The sequence below is a fragment of the Trueperella pecoris genome, from assembly GCF_014926385.1.
Taxonomy (GTDB): domain Bacteria; phylum Actinomycetota; class Actinomycetes; order Actinomycetales; family Actinomycetaceae; genus Trueperella; species Trueperella pecoris.
In genome coordinates, this window is record NZ_CP053291.1 from 164,391 (window position 1) to 185,156 (window position 20,766).

Genomic DNA, 20,766 nt, shown 5'->3' on the forward strand with positions numbered 1-20,766 from the left:
CATGACTTTCCACTCTAGGGCCCAGTCCATCATTTCCACGGTGGAGATGATCGAAAAATATCGCCTCGACATTCGCACGGTGACGATGGGCATCTCGTTGCTCTCGTGCAAGCGGTCCACCATGGCCGAGACGTGCGAGGCTATCTACGAGCGTGTCACCACGCAGGCGGCGAACCTCGTTGAGGTGGCACGCGGGATTGAGCGCGAGCTTGGCATCCCGATCGTGAACAAGCGTATCTCGGTCACGCCGATTGCGCTTGTCACGGCGGGCCTGGAGGGGGACGTCGTCGACGTCGCCCATGCCCTCGACCGCGCGGCGAAGGCCGTCGGTGTCGACTTTATCGGCGGCTACTCGGCGCTCGTCGAAAAGGGCATGACTGCCTCGGATCGCACCCTGATTCGGTCGTTGCCGCGTGCGTTGTCGGAGACGGACGTCGTGTGCGGCTCGGTGAATGTGGCCTCCTCCCGCGCGGGCATCAACATGGATGCGATCGCCGAGCTTGGCCAGATCATCAAGGAAGCGGCGGAGCTCACGGCGGACCGCAGCGCGATTGCTTGCGCCAAGCTGGTCGTCTTCGCTAACGCGGTGGGGGATAACCCCTTCATGGCGGGCGCGTTCCACGGCGTTGAGGAGCCGGACTGCGTCATCAACGTGGGCGTGTCCGGCCCGGGCGTCGTCGCGCGCGCGATTGAGGGGATGAGGGGCGCGCCGCTGAACGACGTCGCCGAGGAGATCAAGAAGGCCGCGTTCAAGATTACGCGCGCGGGTCAGCTAGTCGGCGAGCTTGCGTCGGAGCGCCTGGGTGTCCCGTTCGGCATCGTGGACCTGTCGCTGGCGCCCACGGCCGAGGTCGGCGATTCGGTGGCCGCGATCCTCGAGACGATGGGCCTGGAACAGGTGGGCACGCACGGCACCACGGCCGCGCTGGCCCTCCTCAACGACGCCGTCAAGAAGGGTGGCATGATGGCCTGCTCGCGCGTGGGTGGCCTGTCAGGCTCCTTCATTCCGGTCTCGGAGGACCGCCAGATGATTGAGGCGGTTCGGGCGGGAACGCTGTCGGTGGAGAAGCTGGAGGCGATGACGTCGATCTGCTCGGTGGGCTTGGACATGGTAGCCATCCCGGGTGACGCGTCGGCCCAGACGATCGCGGGCATGATTGCGGACGAGTCGGCGATCGGGGTTATGAACCACAAGACGACGGCGGTGCGCGTCATCCCGGCGCCGGGCACGGTGGAGGGCGACGAGGTGGACTTCGGTGGCCTGCTCGGCTACGCGCCGGTCATGCCGATTCGACGGGTCTCCAGCGCCGACTTCGTCTCGCGTGGCGGCTTTATCCCTGCTCCTGTGCACGGAATGCGGAATTAATCGCGCCCACGCTCTGGGCGAACCGGGCCTGAGGGTCCTCGGGGTGGGCGTCGGCTAGGGAGTAGACTTCGTGGTCTGAACCTAGTTGAAATCTGGTGACGTTTATGACGAAGCGTCGGAGGGATGCGCGCCGGGGCGCCGAGGACCTGTATCCATTCCCGCTCAACGACGACGGTAGCGTGCTTCGCGCCCAGCGGCTCGCGGCGTCGTCGGTGTACGGCCCCATTTTCGGGCCGCTTGACCTTGTGCTTGACCCCGGCGTGCTGTGTATTGTGCACGGCACATCCGGCTCGGGTAGGTCGGCGTTGTTGCTCGCGTTGGTGGGGCACTTGCGCCGAGTCACAGGTTCGCTTGTGGTCGCATCTCACGACGCCGAAGCCGACCCTTTTGGCCTCATCGCGTATACGGGTGTGGGGCGGATTGGCCAATACGCAGCGCCCGACGACCGTTTGACGGTGGCCGAGCTGATGGCCGAGCGTGCGGTCTACGACGGCATCGGGTTGAGGTCCGCGACTGAACGTTTCGAGCGGATCGAGGATTGGCTGGGCTACCAGATTGACCGGGGTGCGCTTTATCAGGAGCTGCCGGGTGCCGAGAAGGCGATGCTGTGCGCTGTGTTGGCGATGTTGCGGCCGGCGGCGGTCGTCGTCGTTGACGGGGTAGATCAGGATGTGCCCGCCCACCAGATGGTGGCACTGTATGAGGCGTTGCAACGCTTGGCTGCCTTTGATGGGCAGGCGATTGTTGTGAGCGCGACGAATGCGGACGCCGCGCCGGTGGGGGCGGTGCGCGTGCATCTGGTGCCGAAGAAGACGTCGCGGGTGCACAAGATCGAGGAGCCGCCCGTGTCGGTTGATACGGCGAGCGAGGCGCCGGCGCCGTCGGAGCCGCTGGACCTTGGGCGCGAGGGGGAGATCGTCGTCGTGCGCGTGGGCGAGACGGCCGCGGAAGATCGCCAGGCCGCGGAAGACCGCCAGGCCCCGGAAAGTGAGGAGGCCTCATGATCCATCCCCTCAAGAGCGCCGCGCTGGAATTTAAGCATTACCGTGGCATCCCGGTGATCGCCCTCATCTTTATCCTCATCGTGCCAGCGCTATATGGCGGGGTTTACCTGCACGCGAATTGGGACCTCTACCACCAGATCGACAAGGTGAAGGTGGCGATCGTTAACGGCGACAAGCCGGTGGACTTCGACGGGCAAACCATCGACGCGGGCGCCCGCTTCGTGGAAGCCATCAAGGGGCAAGACGGTTTCGACTGGCAGTTTCCCGAGTCCGAACCCGCGGCCGCGAGGCAGCTGAGCAATGGCGAGGTGTACATGGTCGTCACCGTGCCGCCGAACTTTTCGGCCAACCTGGTGTCCGCGGGGCACTTTCAGCCCGAGCGCGCCACGATCACGTTCCACCGCGACGACGCCAACGGATTCATCGCGGGCTCACTCCTATCCCAGATGCAGTCGATTATCCAAGAGCAGGTCAACTCGGCCGTCGGGCAGGCCTATTTCTCCACGCTTTTCGGCCAGTTGTCGGTGATTCGGGATGGCATGAACGACGCCGCGACGGGTGCCCGCCAGCTCTCGGATGGGCTGTCCCAGGCGGCGGACGGAGTGGGGAAGCTGAATGCTGCGCTGACCGATGTCGATGTGGCGGGGCTCGAGGAGGATGTGAAGGGACTATCGGAGGCGATGTCGACGCTCGACCGCGGGGCGACGAGCGTGCTCCTCGGCGTCTCGGGTGCGACCGGCTCGATCTCCGGACTGAGCGGCATGACTGAGGGACTCGAGGCGGGCAAGGACAGCGTCAAGGCTGCACTCGGCCCGCTGCGGAGCTACGTCAACGACACGCTGCCCAAGCTCAAGGACAACGCCCTCAACCTAGCTAAGCTAACGGGCAGCCTCTCCGGGGACGCCAACCACGTGATCGGGCGGAGCAAGGGTGCTCTCGACGCCGTCCGTTCGGCGCTCGCCCAGATTGTCGCTAATCCTGCCCTCGCTAACGACCCCGCCTTCTTGGCCAAGTTGCAGGAAGACATCGCGGCTTCTTCCTCGTTGCTGGGTGACCTGTCGAGCTCAGTGTCGGGCCAGATGTCCCTCACCTCGGATCTGCAGGCGCACCTCGACTACGGAGCTATGAAGTCGGCGGTCGAGGCTGCCGACGCCGCCCTGGGCGCATTGGATTCCTCCTTCGCCAACGTGGGCCAGGCGCTGCGCAACGTGGGCTCGGCGGCCGACGAAATCCGGGGTGGGGTGGATCAGGTCAATGCGGGAAAGACGAAGCTGACCGAGTTGGTCAATGCTGTCAGTGGCAAGATCCCGAAGGCCGTGGCGGGAGCGAGCCAGCTCGTCGACGCGATTGCCAAACTCGACATCGCCATGCAGCAACTCAACACGGGCGCCGGCAAGCTTGCCGACGGCCTCGAGCAGGGCGTGGCCAAGATCCCCGCGCTGACCGACGCTCAAGTGGACCGGCTCGCCGAGATCATGTCCTCGCCCGTGACGATCAATACGGTGGTGGATAACGACGCCGAAACCTACGGCCGCGGGCTCGCGCCCTTCTTCTTCTCCATCGCCCTGTGGGTGTCATCGGTGACGTTCTTCCTCGTGATGCGGACCCTTTCAGGGCGCGCCGCGCTCTCACGCGGCAGTGTGCTCGCCACCGCCGTTCACGGCTTTGCGCCATTCGCGGTGATCGGCGTGACGTCGTCGTTACTTATGGGGCTAGGCGTGTGGGGTTTCTTGGGGCTTCACCCGGCCCACCCGTGGCTGTTCGTTTTGCTGCTCGTCGTTGCCGCATTGTCCTTCATGTCGCTGGCCTACTGGGTACGCCTGGGCTTGGGCTCACCGCAGAGTGCGGTGTTCCTCGTGGCGCTCATCTTGCAACTGCCGGCCTCGGGCGGCACGTTCCCCACCGATATGCTTAACCCGTTCTACCGTGCCCTGTCAGTTATCTCTCCGATGCGTTACTCGGTGGATGCCTTCCGGGTAGCGATTTCGGGCGGAACTGACCAGCAGTATTGGGGGAGCCTTGCGGTGCTCGCGGGCATCCTGATTTTCTCGCTGGGAATGACATACTGGCTCGTGGGCCGCCGCCGTATCCTGCGCATGCGCGATCTTCACCCGCCCATGATCACCGGCGAATCTACCGGCGATTACGCCTTTTCAATCCGACCCCGATAAGGAGAAAGAATGTTTATTGTTGGTGCTTATGCGGCCATGCCGGGCACGCGGCACGAGCAGGAGGAATTCCTCGCGGGCCTGACGCAACTAGCCACCGGGCTCGAGATTCCGTGGCGTGGCGGAGGGCTCGACGCCGATCCGGCCTGGCTCGCCGGCCAGCTCGCCGGGCGATTCCCGCACAGCGTCGTCACTGCCATCCCGGACACCATGCGAATGTTGGGAACGGACCCGAGCTTTGGGCTGGCCTCACCTGATGCGGAGGGCCGGGCCGCCGCGCTGGAGCAGGCTCGCCAGATCTTCGCCGCCGTACGGGAGCTTAACGAGAGCGCCGGCGAGCGTGTGGTGGAGTGCATCGAGTTCCAGTCGGCCCCGAGCCACATTGCCGACGCCCAGGCGCTTGTGGCATCGCTGCTCGAGCTTAGGGAACTGGCCGCGGCCGAGGGTGTGGGCATCGTCCTCGAACACTGCGACGCGCGCGGCGGGGCAGGCGCGGGGGAGAAGAACTTCCTTTCCCTTGGCGAAGAAATCGAAGCGTGCGAACGGGCAGGGGTGAAGATTGCCCTGAATTGGGGGCGGTCCGTCATCGAATCGCACGACGTCGACCGGCCGCGTGCCCAAGCGCAGCTGCTGGCCGAGCGGGGGTTGCTTGCCGGTCTGATCTGCTCGGGTGCTGGGGGAACGGATACCGCCTACGGCCCTGGCTGGGGCGACACGCATCTGCCTCTCAAGAGCGTTGAGCCGACCAGCCTGATGACGCCCGAGCTCGTGGCCGAATTCGTCGCGGCAGGCGCGGACGGTGAGACTGGCGCGGGCGGCGTCGTCGATTACCTCGGTGTTAAGGTGCAGGTGCCCGCGGATGCGTCTCCGGCCGAGCGTGTGGCGATCATCGCGGAAATTAAGGCAGCCATGGGCTGACCTTGGCCGATGCGCCCGCGGCCGTGAGCCGCGCCAATCGCTTGTGGCACACATTGGACAAAAGGCTTGTCACAATTCCTCTCACGTGGTTAACATGGTCCTACAGTTTTCACTTGGGGTTGTTACTCACTGAGGCAAGACCTAAGGCATCAATTGCGATGTCTTAGGTCTTTTTTGTTGTCGGGCCGGTGAACGGCCGACGCCTCGGGCTCTGCCAACGCTGGCGGGGTCACTGAGCGGGCAACCGCGATACGAAAGAAGGAGACGATGACGTCGACAACCACGAGCGCACGCTCGATCATCGACAACGTGGGAGGCGCGGGCAATGTCCGCTCGTTGACCCACTGCGCAACTCGCCTGCGTTTTGAGCTTCATGACGCGAGCAAGGTCAATACCGCCGCACTCGACGCTACGGACGGCGTGCTCGGCGTCGTTCCGCAGAGCGGGGACCGCCTGCAGGTCATCTGCGGCGGCGGCGTGGAAACGATGTTCACAGCCATCAACGCGCTTGCGGACATGAAAGGCTCGGCCACGCTGACCGACGCCGAGGTCAAGGCCCAGGCCCGCTCGAAGGCCCGCGGGCGCTTCAGCTGGCTGGACAACTTCTTCGAATACCTCTCGGATTCCTTCCGCCCGATCCTTGGCGTTCTGCTGGGCGCCTCGCTGATCATCGCCACCACGGCCGTGCTCGACGCGTTGGAGATCGTGGACTTCCGTGCTACGGACAAGCCCGCGACCTGGGTGTTTGTTGACGCTATGTGGCGTTCGGTGTTCTACTTCCTGCCCATCATGGTGGCCTACAATGCGGCGAAGAAGCTGCGGGTCGACCCCTGGCTGGGCGCCACGATCATGGCCGCCCTCATGACGCCGGATTTCATGAAGCTCTCCAAGCCCGATCTGTTCGCTGACACCCTGTGCACGACGAACGACACCCTCGGCACCACCTCCTGTTCGACCACCATCTTCGGCCTGCCGCTGCAGCTCAATGAGTACGGTGGGCAGGTGTTCGTGCCGCTCATCATGGTGGCGGTCTTGGCCGTCCTTTACCACGGCCTGAAGAAGATCTTCCCCGAGTCGATCCAGATGGTGTTCGTGCCCTTCTTCTCGATGCTCATCATGATTCCGGTGACGGCCTTCCTCATCGGCCCGCTCGGCGTGTGGATGGGCACCGGGATTGGTTCGGGCCTGTCCTGGATGAACTCCAACGCGCCGTTCGTGTTCGCGCTGCTCATCCCGATGCTCTACCCGTTCCTTGTGCCCCTGGGCCTGCACTGGCCGCTGAACGCGCTCATGCTGATCAACATCCAGACCCTTGGTTACGACTTCATCCAGGGCCCGATGGGCGCGTGGAACTTCGCCTGCTTCGGCGCGACGGCCGGCGTCCTGTTTATTTCCATGCGTGAGCGTGACGTGCAGATGCGCCAGACGGCCTCGGGCGCGCTCGCGGCCGGCCTGTTCGGTGGCATTTCGGAGCCCTCGCTGTACGGCATCCACCTGCGTTTCAAAGGTATCTACCCGCGCATGCTGCTGGGCTGCTTTGCTGGCGGCCTGACGATCGCGATCCTGTCCGCGCCCTTCGACGGCGTCCAGACGCACGCCTTCGCCTTCACCTCCCTCCTGACGATCTCCGTCTTCAAGCCGATGTGGGTGTACGCGATTTCGATCGCCGTGGCGTTCTTCACCGCCATGCTCGCCATCATCCTGACCGATTACCGCACGCCTGAGGAGCGCGAGAACGCCCGGCGCAACGCGTTGTCCGAGCCTTCCGTTCCCGACGCCGTCGTCCCGGCTTCCGAGCCCGCGTCCGTTTCGGGTGTGGAGACGAGCGCCGTGCTCGCCCCGGTCGCAGGTGAGGCGGTGACTCTGGCCGAGGCGGGAGACCCGGTCTTCGCATCGGGTGCCCTCGGCGCCGGTCTTGCCATCAAGCCCACCTCATCCGAGGTCGTCGCGCCCGTGTCCGGCGTGGTGAAAACGGTGACGAAGACCGGCCACGCCTTCGGCATCAAGACTGATGACGGGGTCGAGGTGCTTGTCCATGTGGGCATCGATACCGTCAAGCTCGGTGGGGAGGGATTCGAGGTTGCCGTGACTAAGGGTCAACGGGTCAGCGCGGGAGACCTGCTCGTCGGCGTCGATCTCGATGCCGTCACCACCGCGGGCTATGCCACCACCGTTCTGATGACGGTGACCAACTCGAAGACGCTTGGCGAAGTCGTTCCGGTCAGCGGCAAGTCTGTGGTTGTCGGCGAGCCGGTGATCGCGATCAATTCGGGCGTGGCAGTGTAAAGCCATGGAGGTCTTGAGAGTTTTCAACAACAATGTCATCCTGGCCAAGGATGCGTCACGTGGCGGGGGAGAAGTCATCGTCACAGGCCGCGGGGTCGGGTTCCAGGTCAAGGCAGGTGCGGCGGTGGACCCGGCAAAGGTCGCGCGCGTGTTCGTGCCCTCCGACGGGCGCGATTCAGATCACGTGGCCGAGCTACTCGCCGACATCCCGTTGGAAAACATCACTCTCATGACCGACGTGATCGCGGCGGCCGACCTGCCTTCATCCCTGGCAGGAAGTGCCACGCTCCTTATTGCGCTCGCCGACCACATTGGTTTTGCCATGCGGCGAGCGCACGAGGGGCTCGCGATTGAGTACCCCTTGCGCAGTGAGGTCTCGAGCCTATATTCGGAGGAGTTCGCCCAGGCTCAGCGCATCCTTGGCCTCGTCAACACGAATCTGGCCCGCCTGGGGCGGCCCGCGTTGCCCGAGGGTGAGGCGGTTGCGCTGGCGCTCCATCTCGTCAATGCGGGATTTGCGACGGGCGACCTTTCCTTCACGTATAGAATGACGGGAGTCCTGCAACAGCTCATTAAGGTGATCGAAGAGTTCTACAATGTCAGCGTCTCATCAGACACCGTCTCTGTCGGCCGATTCATCACCCACCTGCGCTACCTCTTTGTCCGTATCCATCAACACAATCAGCTCACCGACGAGCACTCGGCGGTTGGTGCCGCTATCCGCGACGCCGATCCACAGGCCTACCGTTGTGCCGGGACGCTCGCCTCACTGATTGAGCTTAGGCTCGATCAGGCCCTCACTAGCGACGAAATCGCTTACCTTGCTCTCCACATTTCGCGCATCGCTCACAGTGCCCGGGCCTCGGGATCTTGGACGACGACGTCTGACGAACTGGGCGATGCCGATAACCCCTCTCGAAAGGAAACACCCATGATTACCCGAACCGCAACGATCGCCTCCGCTGTTGGCCTACACGCTCGCCCGGCGGCGCTCTTCACCGCAGCCGTGGAGGAGACTGGCTTCGATATCACCATCTCCCTGGACGGGGAAGAGGCAGATGCCTCCTCGATCCTCGAAGTGATGACTCTCGGTGCGGGACAGGGCGACGTCGTGACCCTGGCCAGCGAGGACGAGGCGGCCGGGGGAGCTCTCGCCGATCTCGCCGCCATGCTTGAGCGAGATTTGGACGCCGAGTAATGGAACATCAGTCTTTGTTTGGTATTGGTGTCAGTGCGGGCTTCGCCCTCGCCCCGGCCGTGAAAGTCATGCCGGCTCCCAGTTTCGATTCGAAGGAACCGGCGTCCACCGACCCCGCCGCAGACGGCCAGCGCGTACGTGAGGCGATGGCGGCCGTCGCCGACAGCATGCGGGAACGCGCCCAGACGGCGTCGGAATCGGCCCGTCCCATTCTTGAGGCGACGGCGCAACTGGCTTCGGACCGTGCGCTGGCCAAAGCTGCCGACAAGAAACTTAAGGCTGGAGCCGGGGTGACGCGTGCCGTGCATGACGCCGTGGAGGAGTACGCGATCTTGTTGTCCAATCTTGGCGGCTATATGGCAGAACGCGTCACTGACCTGCACGACATCCGTGACCGTGCCATCTGTGTTTTGCGTGATCTGCCGATGCCGGGGGTGCCCGAGGTTTGCGAGCCGTCGGTTCTCGTCGCCTACGATCTGGCCCCTGCCGAGACCGTCGGCCTCGACCCGAGCCTCATCCGCGCGATCGTCACGGAGGGTGGAGGCCCCACCAGCCATACCGCGATCCTTGCCGCCCAGCTCGGCATTCCCGCGGTCGTCAAGGCCCCCGGCGCGATGAGTATTGAGCCGGGCACGTCCGTCGCCGTCGACGGCGGTACGGGCGAAGTGATCTTGGCTCCCACGGAGGAGGAGGTCAGTAAGCTCAGCGCTCGAGCGCGCATGCGCGAGGCCGTTCTCGCCCAGTCCTCGGGGCCCGGGGCGACGGAGGACGGATACCCCGTCAGCCTCCTGGCCAATATTGGCACCGCTGCCGACGCCGAATCGGCCGCCACCCAGGACGTCGAAGGGACGGGACTGTTCCGAACCGAGTTCCTCTTCCTTGACCGAGATTCAGCCCCCACGCTCGAAGAACAGACTGAAACCTACATCCGCGTGCTGAGGGCTTTCGGTAGCCGCAAGGTGGTTGTTCGTACCCTCGACGCCGGAGCGGACAAGCCGCTGAGTTTCGCCAACCTGGGCGAGGAAGAAAATCCGGCGCTCGGGCGCCGCGGGCTGCGCCTGTCGATGGCGCGAGAGGACTTGCTCATCACGCAACTCGACGCGCTCGCTGCGGCCTACGATGCGACTGGGCGTTTGGCAGACCTGCGTGTCATGGCCCCGATGGTAGCCACGACTGAAGAAACCACCTGGTTTGTGGAGCGCGCACGCGAGCGCAACCTGCCCTACGTTGGCATCATGATTGAGGTGCCGGCGGCGGCCATCCGTGCCAAGCAGCTCCTCTCCATCGCGGACTTCGCCTCGCTGGGCACGAATGATCTCTCCCAGTACACGATGGCGGCAGACCGCATGCAGGGTGCGCTGTCCGATCTTCTGACGCCTTGGCAACCCGCCGTGCTTCAGATGATCAAGTTTGCTTGCGATGGCGGCGACGCCACCGGCAAGCCGATCGGTGTGTGCGGGGAGGCCGGCGGAGATCCGCTCCTGGCCCTCGTCCTTGTGGGGCTGGGTGTGAGCTCGCTATCGATGGCCCAGTCCAAGGTGCCGGCGGTGCGTGCCGCGCTTCGCCTGCATTCTCGGGCTACGTGCCAGCAGATGGCTGCCTATGCGGTGGATGCGGAGACTGCGGCCGATGCGCGGGCCGCGGTCGAGCAGCTGGCTCATCCGAGACTCAAGGGACTACTGTAGTTGTCGGAGGACGGGGGCACCGGGGCTCTCACCCGGCGCCCCCGCCTGCGCGTGTAGAATATGACAATGGACACCACTGCAAGATCGAAGTCTTCTGCCCAGCTCCCGGGCGGCGCCGTCGCCCTTGGGTCGTTCTTCGTCAGTATCGCATTTGTCGTCGTTCCCTCCCTTTACGTGTGGCTCAACCGGGCACAATTTCCCGCCACCGTTCCCACACATTGGGGCTTCGACTCTCACCCGAATAGTTGGTCCTCGCTTCCCTCCGCCCTCGGGATGGACATCGGCCTCGTTGCCCTCACGTCTGCCCTGTTCTTAGGAATCGGGTATGCCACGCGCATGCTTGAAGCGTTCGCTCCGCTTGCTCTTGGCCTGTCAGCAACGTTGTCAACGTTGACGCTCGGCAGCATTTTTGCCGTGGCCCGCGCAGTGGCGTCCATCGGCCCGGTTCTGCTTGCGGCCGTGGTGGTCGGGGCCGTGGTTGGTCTACTGGCGCACCTGTTGTTGCGTGGTCGCATCCGCTCTGCCGCGCAGGGTGGCACCTTCACCGCGATCGATCCCGGGGAGGAGACCGCCCGCGTCCTTGCCCACAACATCCAGCTTCGCGCCGCCTGAACTATGCTTGACGTTATGGAGGACAAGTGGCTGAGCTGGGCAACCGAAATTCAGGCAATCGCGCAGGCGGGCCTGACTTACGGTGAGGATGCCTTTGACCGTGAGCGCTATACGCGCCTGCGTGAAATCTCCGCACAGATCCTCGCTGAACATACCGACCTGCCGGTGGAGAAGGCCACCAACCTCTTCTGCAACGAGGAGGGCTACCAGACGCCCAAGGCAGACACCCGTGCGGTGATCATCCGTGACGGGGCTATCTTGCTTGTTCGCGAAAACGACGGGCGCTGGGCCATGCCCGGCGGCTGGGCCGACATCGGGCTGACGCTCAGTCAGAATGTTGAAAAGGAGACGAAGGAGGAGGCCGGGCTCGACGTCGTCGCCACCCGGGTCCTCGCCATCCACAACCACGCCACCCACAATCATCCGCCGCTTCCCTGGAGCATTTGGAAGATCTTCGTCGCGTGCGAGGTACGTGGTGGGGAGTTTGCGCAGAACGTGGAGACGACGGCGTCGGGGTACTTCACGCCCGATCGGCTCCCACCGCTGGCCGAGGGCAAAACCACGCGCGAACAGATTGAGCTGTGCCTCGAACTTGCGGCGGATGACGCCCGGCCGGTCGAGTTCGACTAGCCGCCCCGCACCGAACGGCCTGCGCGTACAATAGCCGCAACGAACGGAGACGGCACATGGGTGGCATCGACATTGAACACCTGACCCGCGACTTTGGCTCAGGGCGCGGCGTTTTCGACATCAGCTTTTCGGTAGCTCCCGGAGAGGTGTTTGGCTTCCTCGGCCCCAACGGTGCGGGGAAGACCACCACCATCCGACATCTGCTCGGATTCCTGCGCGCTCACTGCGGTTCCGTGGCCATCGATGGCAAGAACCCGTGGGGAAATGCGAGTGTGTTGGACGACGTCGGCTACGTTCCGGGCGAGCTCGCGCTCCTCGACATGAAGGCCGGAGCATACCTGCGCTTCCTCGAGCGCTACCGGTCCCGCACGGCCGAGCGCAAAGATGAACTCGTGGAGTTGTTCGAACTTCCCCTCGACCTGCCGATTCGGAAAATGTCTAAAGGAATGAAGCAGAAGGTGGGGATCGTTGCGGCCTTCATGTTCGCCCCGCGGATCCTCATCCTCGACGAGCCCACTTCCGGCCTTGACCCGCTGATGCAAAACCGATTCGTCGACCTCGTTGAGGAAGAAAAGCGGCGCGGATGCGCCATCCTCCTATCCAGCCACATCTTCGATGAGGTGCAACGCACCGCCAACCGGATCGGCATCATCCGCGCCGGGCAGATGGTCGCCGTGGATACCGCGGACGCCCTGCGCGAGCGGCACATGCGACACTACACCGTCACCCTCGCCAGCCCGGAAGAAGCCGCCGCCTTCGCCCAGGACTTTGGCGGAACTTCTGAGGGGAGCGCGGCCACCGTCTCGGCGTCGCACAACCTCGAACGGATCTTCCTGGACTACTACAAGGAGCAGCGATGAACCTCGCACTCTATCGCTGGCAGATGCGCAAGTCATTGCTGATCGGGATCATCTTTGCGGCAATCCTGACGCTCTACGTCACCATGATCACCTCCATGTACGACCCGCAATCCATGGCCGCGCTGGTCAAGTTCCGCGATTCCATGCCGCAGGTCATGGCCGCCGTCGGGATGGACAACGCGCCTACCACCTTGCCTGAGTTCCTCGTGAACTTCCTCTACGGCTTCCTCTTCCTCGTCTTTCCGATGGTCTTCACCCTCATTCGGGCCCACGGCACCATGGCCAAGTACATCGACTCGGGGGCGCTGGCCACCCTGCTCGCCTCCCCGGTCTCCCGCCGCACCCTCGCCCTCACCCAATTCGCCGTGGTCATCACCGGCACCACAGCGCTGCTGGGCTACGTCACGGCACTGGAAGCCATCGCCGCGACTCGCGTTGACGGCTCGCTCCCGGCCACGACCCTCCTCACGCTCAACGGTGGCCTCCTTGTACTGCACCTGGCCATCGCCGCCTTCTCCTTCTGGTGCTCCGTGGCGGCCAACGAGGTGAAAACCTCCCTCGCGCTCGGGTCCGGCATCCCCTCCGCCATGCTGATCTTCCACCTCCTCGCCCAGGCCGGGGAAAAGACGGCGGGCGCACGCTTCGCCAGCATCTTCACGCTCTTCGACCCACAGGCGCTGATCACCGACGGCGGCGGCCGGGGCATCGCCGCGCTGGCCGTTATCGGTGCTGTGTGCCTCGTCGGGGCGCTGTTGACCATCGACAGGCGCGACTTCAGCCTGTGATAACGCGAGTGACGGGCGTGGGTGGGTGACGGCGTCGTGAACAAATGTTCAGCGGTCGATGCGAACCGCGGACGAAGTTTCATTAATGGTGGCGTGGATCGCACTGCTGGAGTAGGATGAACGCATCCACATTCTGGGTGTTACTGCATGGCAGGCATGACCGGGCTATTTCTATCGCTCATTGAGGAGCTTGTGTGTCCCAGCCTGTCGCGCACATTGTGCGAGTTCTCAATAACAACGCGGTGCTCGTTGCCCGCGATGGTATTGAACTCGTGCTCGCATCGCGTGGAATTGGGTTCGGCAAGAAGCCTGGCGATGATGTGGAAGTCGAATCGGATCAACGCAAATATGTTGAGACGTCGACGGACAAGGTGGAATTCCTCAAATCACTTGCCTCCCTCGATCCCGAACTGGCCACCGCGGTCAGCCGGGCGGTGGAGATTGCAACAGAGCTGCTACCCGATCTGCACCCATCCGTCTACGTGGTGCTTGCAGACCACCTCTCTTTCGCGGTCCAACGCAGCCGCGCAGGCCAGGCCATCGCAAACCAGCTCCTGAACGAAATCCGCGCGACCTTCCCCACGGAATTCGCCGCAGCGGAAATCATCGTCGCGTTTGTGAACTCCAAGCTGAACGTAGACCTGGCAACGGACGAAGCCGGCTACGTGGCACTGCACCTGAACGCTGCCCGCACAGGTACCAGCGTGAAGAAGCCGCTGTCCAAAGCGAACGAGCTCAACCGCCTCATGGACCAGATCAAGGCCGACCTCGGTCTCGAGACCGTGAGCGACGCGCAGACGCACGAACTGTTCACGCACCTGAAGCGAGTGATCGACCGGATCGCCACCGGACATTTCAGAAACAACCAAGCGACCTTCCCGATCGCTCAAGCATTGCCGCTTGAGATGTCGGCGGCTCGCTCAGCATTACGCGCAATCGCCAACAACCATGACTCCCACGCCCCGGACACCGAAGCAGCGTTGCTTGCGGTATTTCTCCACGGCTGGCGTCAAGGCGTGTAGCGCAAAGAAAGGAATTCCTCATGGGAGGAAAGACAATGGAGGCCTTGCAGAAGCTTGGCCGCGCCCTCATGGGTGCCGTTGCTGTTATGCCTGTGGCAGCAATCCTCATGGGTATCGGTTACTGGATCGATCCCAGCGGCTGGGGCTCGGGCAACATCGTCGCTGCCATCCTGATTAAGGCCGGCGCCGCTATCCTCGACAACCTCGGCTGGCTCTTCGCCATCGCCATCGCCTTCGGCCTGGCCAAGGATCACCACGGCGCGGCCGCGCTGTCCGGCTTCCTCGGCTTCGCCACGGTCAAGCTCCTCATCGGCCCCGCTTCGGTAGCCGGCTACAAGGGCATCAAGGTGGACAAACTTGAGGGTGACGCCGCCCTCGACTGGGCATCCCAGGGCTGGAACGCCATCAACGACAAGAACGTCCTCATCGGTATCCTCATCGGTATCCTCGCAGCTTGGACCTACAACAGGTTCCACAGCACCAAGCTGCCGGACTTCCTGGCCTTCTTCTCCGGCCGCCGTCTCGTGCCGATCATGATGACCCTCTTCTCGATGGTCCTCGCCCTCGTGCTCTACTTCGTATGGCCGGTCCTCTACTACGGCCTGTTCTCCTTCGGCCAGTCGATCTCCGACATGGGCGCCATCGGCGCAGGCATCTACGGCTTCGTTAACCGCCTCCTCATCCCCACCGGCCTGCACCACGCCGTGAACTCGATCTTCTGGTTCGACGTCATCGGCCTGGACGACATCGGCAACTTCTTCCGCGGTGGCGACACGATCGCAGCCGCTGCCGCCGCCACCTCGGCAGCAACCTGCCCCGGCGTCGGCATCTGGGACGGCTCGACCTGTACCGTCATCGGCGAAGTTGGCCGCTACCAGGCTGGCTTCTTCCCCGTCATGATGTTTGGCTTGCCGGGCGCCGCCCTCGCCATGTACCTGCGCGCCGATTCGGCCAAGAAGAAGACCGTCGGCTCGCTCATGATCGCTGGCGCACTTGCTTCCTTCTTCACCGGCGTGACCGAGCCGCTCGAGTTCGCGTTCATGTTTGTCGCCCCGCTGCTCTACCTGGTGCACGCACTCCTGACCGGCCTGTCGCTGTTCCTCGCCGCGACCTTCCACTGGACCGCTGGCTTCGGCTTCTCCGCGGGCTTCGTGGATATGTTCCTCTCATCGCGCAACCCGCTCGCTAACCAGTGGTACATGCTTATCGTCCTCGGCGTGATCTACTTCGTTGTCTACTTCGGCATCTTCTACTTCCTCGTCAGCGCTCTTAACCTCAAGACGCCTGGTCGCGGAGACGACGAGCCGAATGACGACGAAGCGCAGGCCATGGGTAAGCTCAACGATCGTCAGCTCGCTGAGCGCATCATCGCCGGCCTCGGCGGCCCGGCCAACATTGCCACCGTCGACTACTGTGCCACCCGCCTGCGCGGCACGGTCAACGACCAGAACCTGGTCGATGAGCGCGCCCTCAAGGCCACCGGCGTCGCCGGCGTCGTGCGCCCGTCCGCGAAGAATATCCAGGTCGTCGTCGGGCCGAACGTACAGTTTGTTTACGACGACGTCGCCGCGCTTCTACGCAACACCCAGGCTTCGCTGAAGGGCGAGCAGGAGGAGTAATCGTGTTCGGACTGGGTAAGAAAAAGGTCAAGGTTCGCGCGGTGTTCGCAGGCACCGCCGTATCGGTGGCCGAGATTCCGGATCCTGTGTTCTCGGGTGGCATGCTGGGCGAAGGCTTCGCCGTCGTTCCGCCGGCCGAGGCGACGACCATCGAGGTCGGCTCGCCCGTGGCGGGTACGCTCACCAAGGTGTTTAAGACGGGCCACGCGTTCGTCGTGACATCCTCCGAAGGCCTCGACGTTCTGGTGCACATTGGTCTGGAGACGGTCGAGCTCAAGGGGGCAGGATTCACGATTCTTGCTCAGAAGGGCGACACGGTGGAGGCGGGCACTGCGGTAGTGCGCCTCGACCTCGACGTTGTACGACAGGCCGGGCTGAATCCGATCACGCCCGTCGTGTTCGCAACGAAGAAGCAGGTGGGATCCGTGGCCACCACCCTCGGCGATGTTAACGCCGGGGATGTAGCGGCAACGGTGACGCTCGCGTAAAACGTGTGGCCGGGTCAGGGTTCCTCGTGGACCCGACCCGGCCACATTCACCATAGGAAAGGACAGCAGATGTTCACCCGTACAGCAAAGATTGCCTCCCGCGTTGGCCTGCATGCGCGCCCCGCGGCAGTGTTCGCCAAGGCCGCAGAGGACGAAGGCATCGAGATCACGATCTCTTTCGATGGGGACGACGCCGACGCAGCATCCATCCTCGAGGTCATGAGCCTCGGCGCCATGCACGGCGATGAAGTGACCCTTTCAACGGAGGATGAGGGCGGTGAGGCGGCGCTCGAGCGTCTCGCCACCCTGCTCGAGACCGACCTCGAAGGCTAGCGACTCATCGGCTAGGGGCCTTGGCATCATGCACAAGACCCCTAGCCGATGCTTATCTGTAACCGACCTCCTCGGCGGTTTTATCCAACCGAGCCGCTATTCGATCCTGTACATCGCGAGGGGCTGTATCTCGCACCCATCCCACATAGGTGGGCGTATCGGAGTAGACCTCCTGCGTGAAGGGATTCCTTCGGTGCTTAACGATGCGATAGAAGTGATAGACGAAAACAGCAACGTTGGCCATTAACGCGAGAGCCGCGATAAGGAACATGGCGTTGGGGTTTTGCGAATGGCGATGCGCGAACATGGAATCGTGCATGAAGTGCGGGAAGGTGAGCACGATCGCGGACCAGAACGTCAGTGTGTATGCGCGATACTGGATCCACTGCCCGCGCCCGAATTTCATGAACGCCGGGATGGTGCAGGCAAGTAGTAGCGCAACGCCGGAGTACCATGCCCGGTCGGATAGACAGTTGTAGACGTAGGCAATATTCCACAGGTCGTAGCCGATGATCCACCAGATCGTCAGATCGCCCCAGATGATTCCCTTGTCCTTGTTTTTTGAGACGTAAATGCCGATCCACCCAGAGATCATGATGAGGTTCAAAATCCCGGCGATGCCGTTCATGACGTTCCATGGCCCTCCCCATGTCCATTGGCCTGTGATCGGGTCGGCGCCATGAATGAAGTAACACTGGAAGTCCCGTATGACTGCCTCGATAATGTTCACCGCAAGCAGCAGGGGAGGAATGAGCAGGTACCACTTGTTGGTTTGTAGCTTCCTGAAATACTGCAAAGCCACGAGGCAAAGTGAGCCAGCGAGGGCGGAGTACTGTTTAACGATAGCAAACCAGCCTGCTGACTGTGTTCCCTGGGTAGAAGTGGGCCACACGAAGATCGTGAGTGCTACGGGGATGATGACAAAGACGGCGATGGCCGTATATTTGCTCCGCTGGGCGAGCCATGCTGTAAAAGCAAGGCCCGCGATAACGACGGCGAGCATGGCGTAATCCCACCACTGGCCCACCTCGAAGAAGAACAGTGTTGGGTAGTCAGGAATCGGGGGCGTCATTGTCATTTGTCCTTACCCGATGTCTTTTTTCCCCACCCTTTAAGATAGGTACCTTCCATCTTTTGGCGGATTTGTTCCTCCCATGAGAAGGCTGGTTCCTCCCAGTTGACGAAGTATTCTTCATCGACGATGTCGGCCCATGGGGTACCAGGGCCGGTTGGGGGCCAGTTGGGATTGTCGGTCACAGGTTCACGAATGTCGAGTACCGCGGGGTGCTGGCGACCATATTGGAACCACTGGGTGTAGGTCTTATCGAAGAGCGGCGTGCCATCGTAGCGACCAGCAGGTGTGCCAGTGTTGACGATTCCTCCACCGAATATTTTGCGCATCACCCTGCCGCTGAGAGTTTCTTTCTTGCGGAACTCTGCTACGCGCTTAATGTACAGATTCTGTAGATGTGCCATGACTCCGCCGATGAGCTCGATGTTTGTCCAGTTGATGGCGGAGACAATCTTTCCGTTTGGTTCGAACCCGATACGCCAATGGTTGATGAGACGAGTCCGTTCGTCTTTGAGTGGCAGTAGGTAGAAGCACCAAGCTGCTGCGAAGTGCTTCATGCCGGGAAAGCGGAAAGCGTATGAGCCCGGAGCCATCGGTGCGGATTTGGTATCTACCCATTCAACGAGGTACTTGCCTGGTACGACGTCGGTCCATTCCATTGACATGCCGTGGAAATCGAAAGCGGCGTTATCGCCGGGCATGAGGGAGTCTGGCTGTTGGTATTCTTCCTGAATCTCATAGGAGTTGTAGAAGGGCAAGCGTGCGAAAACACGCTCGAGCAGGTCTGAACTAAATGATCCGGTTCTGTTGGCACCAATCTGTTTGAGAATACGGTAGACAGCGTATGCGGGGGCGTCGATATCGATGGCATACGTTGAGGACCGCCCGTTGGAATAATGGGCATCGATAAGATCGTCGGCGGGGTAGTACCAAGCGTTTTCTTCGGGTGTCGCTTTCCCGGTAAGTTGGCTGAAGGTCACCATGGCTCCGAGGCCGGCGGCACCGAGCGGGGCAAGAATTTTGAGGGCGGACTTAAATGACATCGCGTTCTTTCTCCATCGGATTCGGGATCGCGTGCAGATGAGTGCGCATGGGCGAGGGCTGACGTCGTCGTCAGGCATCGCATTGCCGGAAGTCTCGGCACGCGACATGATGAATACGATCGTAGTGTGATAGTGCGCACAAAATTGGGGACTGAGGTCCCCGAAAGTAGGTGTTAAACAGGAGCTACGCTTAGTTTCACTGAGGCGTCGTGTCAATGGGGACACGACGGCGATGGGTCGGCTATGACGGGAGTTTGTGGTGGATTCTCTCTTCCTTTGGGAAATTGGAAGTCCAATTGTGTATGTCACGTGGATCGTCGTCTTCATCGCCCAGGTGGCGATCGCTGAGATTCATCGCAGGTGGAACTGGACGATTTTTGCTCTGTGGACGGTAGGCGGTGTGCTCGCGATTCCGTGGGCCATCAAGAATGCCATCCCGATTGTGGGGTGGTTCCCATTCGGCAAGTTCGTCATTATGGTTGCTACCGCGACGATGACGGGCTTCTTGTTGTGGTATGGCAAGCGCAATCCACTTAAGGCTCACCGTTACGCAATCTGGTTCGGGGTGGCGCTCTGGCTCGGTTTGGCTTTGAACATTATGGAGGCCAACGTCCGCGACATTACGATTTTCATGGAGGCTGATGCTTACTACGCGTGCGCAGCCGATCCGGCCTGCCTGCAGGCGATTAACGACGGCTCGGCCCGCGACATGTTGGGTGGCCTGCCCGAGGCACGGGACATCACGGCACCCCTGCACAGCCCGGAGTGGTACCAGGCACTGGCAGCGAATTTTGCGGCTGCGCATGTGGGCATCGATCCGGCCACGGGGTTCCGTACCATCGGCGGATACTGGAACATCTTGTCCGCCGTTGCGGGGCTGCTGAACATTATCACGATCACGGGTCTGGGCAAGATCATGATCACTTCCCACGGCAAGAGGGGCGCCACAGGCAAGCACAAGGTACGCGGTCTGATCTGGGTGGACATGATCTGGCCGTGGGTCATCGCCTACGACCTGTGGAATCATGCTTTCCTCTACAACTCGTTGGCCGACTACACCTGGTACTGCACGCTGGCTCTTCTTCTGGCGTGTACGATCCCGGCCTTCACCTGGGCGCGCGGCCAGTGGATATGGTTCCGGTGCTTCACCTTAATGTTCTGGATCGCGGTGAACAATCTGCTGGCGGAGATTTTCGTTCCGCCGGGGAAGATGCACAATTTCGCCACGATGGATCCTTTCGCGAACGAAGTGTGTGCATGGGCAGCCCTTATCTCCAATGTCGCACTTTTCATCTACTGGATTTACAAGATGGTCAAGACTGGGCGGCACCCGCTCCGCGACGGCCTTTACCACGAGCACCGAGAATTCAGGCAGATCGTCATCGATAATTTTGACGACGCCGACAAGTACTTCCTCGTCGACACGATCAAGGAAACTCCTGCACAACTCAAATTTGATCCGCAATCGCCCGTGCCTCCTGCTGACGGCTGGGTAGGCTGGATGCCCTGGTGGAGAAAGGATAAGCGCTATCCGAAATCACGTACACCGCTTTCGGCCGATCCCTGTCTATTTGAGAAGGGAATTGTCAGCGATCCGCGTTGGGACGTTTGAGTCGGGACTCTGGAGCGGGCCCGGTCAGAGACGCTGGACCCGGTCGGGCCCACCGAAACCATATT

Annotated in this window: 18 protein-coding genes and 1 pseudogene; 17 read left to right on the forward strand and 2 right to left on the reverse strand. The window is 62.3% G+C overall.

The features are described 5' to 3' along the window. Position 1 precedes the first annotated feature (1 nt). From HLG82_RS00805 to HLG82_RS00875, 16 genes and pseudogenes are all read left to right on the forward strand, one after another. Complete coding sequence (locus tag HLG82_RS00805; protein ID WP_193326874.1) at positions 2–1,366, forward strand: PFL family protein; 1,365 nt, start codon at positions 2–4, stop codon at positions 1,364–1,366. Positions 1,367–1,470: 104 nt separating this feature from the next. After that, a complete protein-coding gene (locus tag HLG82_RS00810; RefSeq protein WP_193326875.1) occupies positions 1,471–2,370 on the forward strand; it encodes an ATP-binding cassette domain-containing protein in 900 nt (299 codons plus the stop codon). Continuing rightward, complete coding sequence (locus tag HLG82_RS00815) at positions 2,367–4,541, forward strand: YhgE/Pip family protein (RefSeq protein ID WP_193326876.1); 2,175 nt, start codon at positions 2,367–2,369, stop codon at positions 4,539–4,541. The genes HLG82_RS00810 and HLG82_RS00815 overlap by 4 nt, the downstream gene beginning before the upstream one ends. 9 nt (positions 4,542–4,550) lie before the next feature. Further along, positions 4,551–5,456, forward strand: coding sequence for a DUF4862 family protein (locus HLG82_RS00820; protein WP_193326877.1), 906 nt, complete (start codon positions 4,551–4,553; stop codon positions 5,454–5,456). 267 nt (positions 5,457–5,723) lie between these two features. Then, positions 5,724–7,742, forward strand: a complete 2,019-nt coding sequence (locus HLG82_RS00825; RefSeq protein ID WP_193326878.1) for a glucose PTS transporter subunit IIA — start codon at positions 5,724–5,726, stop codon at positions 7,740–7,742. A 4-nt stretch (positions 7,743–7,746) separates the two neighbouring features. Next, positions 7,747–8,571 (forward strand): annotated as a pseudogene (locus tag HLG82_RS00830) (PRD domain-containing protein); the annotation flags it as partial. Positions 8,572–8,673: 102 nt separating this feature from the next. Beyond that, positions 8,674–8,940: an HPr family phosphocarrier protein gene (locus HLG82_RS10380; protein WP_197551814.1), complete on the forward strand. Its 267-nt coding sequence runs from the start codon at positions 8,674–8,676 to the stop codon at positions 8,938–8,940. Beyond that, complete coding sequence (ptsP, locus tag HLG82_RS00835; RefSeq protein ID WP_193326880.1) at positions 8,940–10,625, forward strand: phosphoenolpyruvate--protein phosphotransferase; 1,686 nt, start codon at positions 8,940–8,942, stop codon at positions 10,623–10,625. Before HLG82_RS10380 ends, ptsP begins: the two co-directional genes overlap by 1 nt. A gap of 66 nt (positions 10,626–10,691) precedes the next feature. Beyond that, positions 10,692–11,237 carry an SdpI family protein gene (locus HLG82_RS00840; protein ID WP_193326881.1) on the forward strand — a complete coding sequence of 182 codons (546 nt, stop codon included), beginning with the start codon at positions 10,692–10,694 and terminating at the stop codon, positions 11,235–11,237. Between the two features lie 15 nt (positions 11,238–11,252). Further along, positions 11,253–11,867: an NUDIX hydrolase gene (locus HLG82_RS00845; protein ID WP_193326882.1), complete on the forward strand. Its 615-nt coding sequence runs from the start codon at positions 11,253–11,255 to the stop codon at positions 11,865–11,867. A gap of 56 nt (positions 11,868–11,923) precedes the next feature. Then, on the forward strand, positions 11,924–12,727 hold the full coding sequence (locus tag HLG82_RS00850) for an ABC transporter ATP-binding protein (RefSeq protein WP_193326883.1): 804 nt from the start codon (positions 11,924–11,926) through the stop codon (positions 12,725–12,727). Next, positions 12,724–13,512, forward strand: a complete 789-nt coding sequence (locus HLG82_RS00855; RefSeq protein WP_193326884.1) for an ABC transporter permease — start codon at positions 12,724–12,726, stop codon at positions 13,510–13,512. The genes HLG82_RS00850 and HLG82_RS00855 overlap by 4 nt, the downstream gene beginning before the upstream one ends. A gap of 194 nt (positions 13,513–13,706) precedes the next feature. After that, on the forward strand, positions 13,707–14,534 hold the full coding sequence (locus tag HLG82_RS00860) for a PRD domain-containing protein (RefSeq protein WP_193326885.1): 828 nt from the start codon (positions 13,707–13,709) through the stop codon (positions 14,532–14,534). A 20-nt stretch (positions 14,535–14,554) separates the two neighbouring features. Beyond that, positions 14,555–16,153, forward strand: coding sequence for an N-acetylglucosamine-specific PTS transporter subunit IIBC (gene nagE / locus HLG82_RS00865; RefSeq protein ID WP_216858948.1), 1,599 nt, complete (start codon positions 14,555–14,557; stop codon positions 16,151–16,153). Between the two features lie 2 nt (positions 16,154–16,155). Beyond that, the gene (locus tag HLG82_RS00870; RefSeq protein ID WP_193326886.1) at positions 16,156–16,641 is read left to right on the forward strand and encodes a PTS sugar transporter subunit IIA; all 486 of its coding nucleotides are present in this window, start codon (positions 16,156–16,158) and stop codon (positions 16,639–16,641) included. A gap of 69 nt (positions 16,642–16,710) precedes the next feature. Next, positions 16,711–16,974: an HPr family phosphocarrier protein gene (locus HLG82_RS00875; protein ID WP_193326887.1), complete on the forward strand. Its 264-nt coding sequence runs from the start codon at positions 16,711–16,713 to the stop codon at positions 16,972–16,974. Between the two features lie 52 nt (positions 16,975–17,026). On the opposite strand, the gene HLG82_RS00880 is transcribed toward HLG82_RS00875, so the two are convergent. Both HLG82_RS00880 and HLG82_RS00885 read right to left on the reverse strand, forming a co-directional pair. Further along, entirely contained in the window at positions 17,027–18,052 is a 1,026-nt protein-coding gene (locus HLG82_RS00880; RefSeq protein ID WP_255313907.1) for a DUF5692 family protein, read from the reverse strand. After that, positions 18,049–19,089: a hypothetical protein gene (locus HLG82_RS00885; RefSeq protein WP_193326888.1), complete on the reverse strand. Its 1,041-nt coding sequence runs from the start codon at positions 19,087–19,089 to the stop codon at positions 18,049–18,051. Before HLG82_RS00885 ends, HLG82_RS00880 begins: the two co-directional genes overlap by 4 nt. A 259-nt stretch (positions 19,090–19,348) precedes the next feature. Between HLG82_RS00885 and HLG82_RS00890 the strand changes: the two genes are divergently transcribed. Then, positions 19,349–20,701: a DUF5692 family protein gene (locus HLG82_RS00890; RefSeq protein WP_193326889.1), complete on the forward strand. Its 1,353-nt coding sequence runs from the start codon at positions 19,349–19,351 to the stop codon at positions 20,699–20,701. The last annotated feature ends 65 nt before the right edge of the window (positions 20,702–20,766 follow it).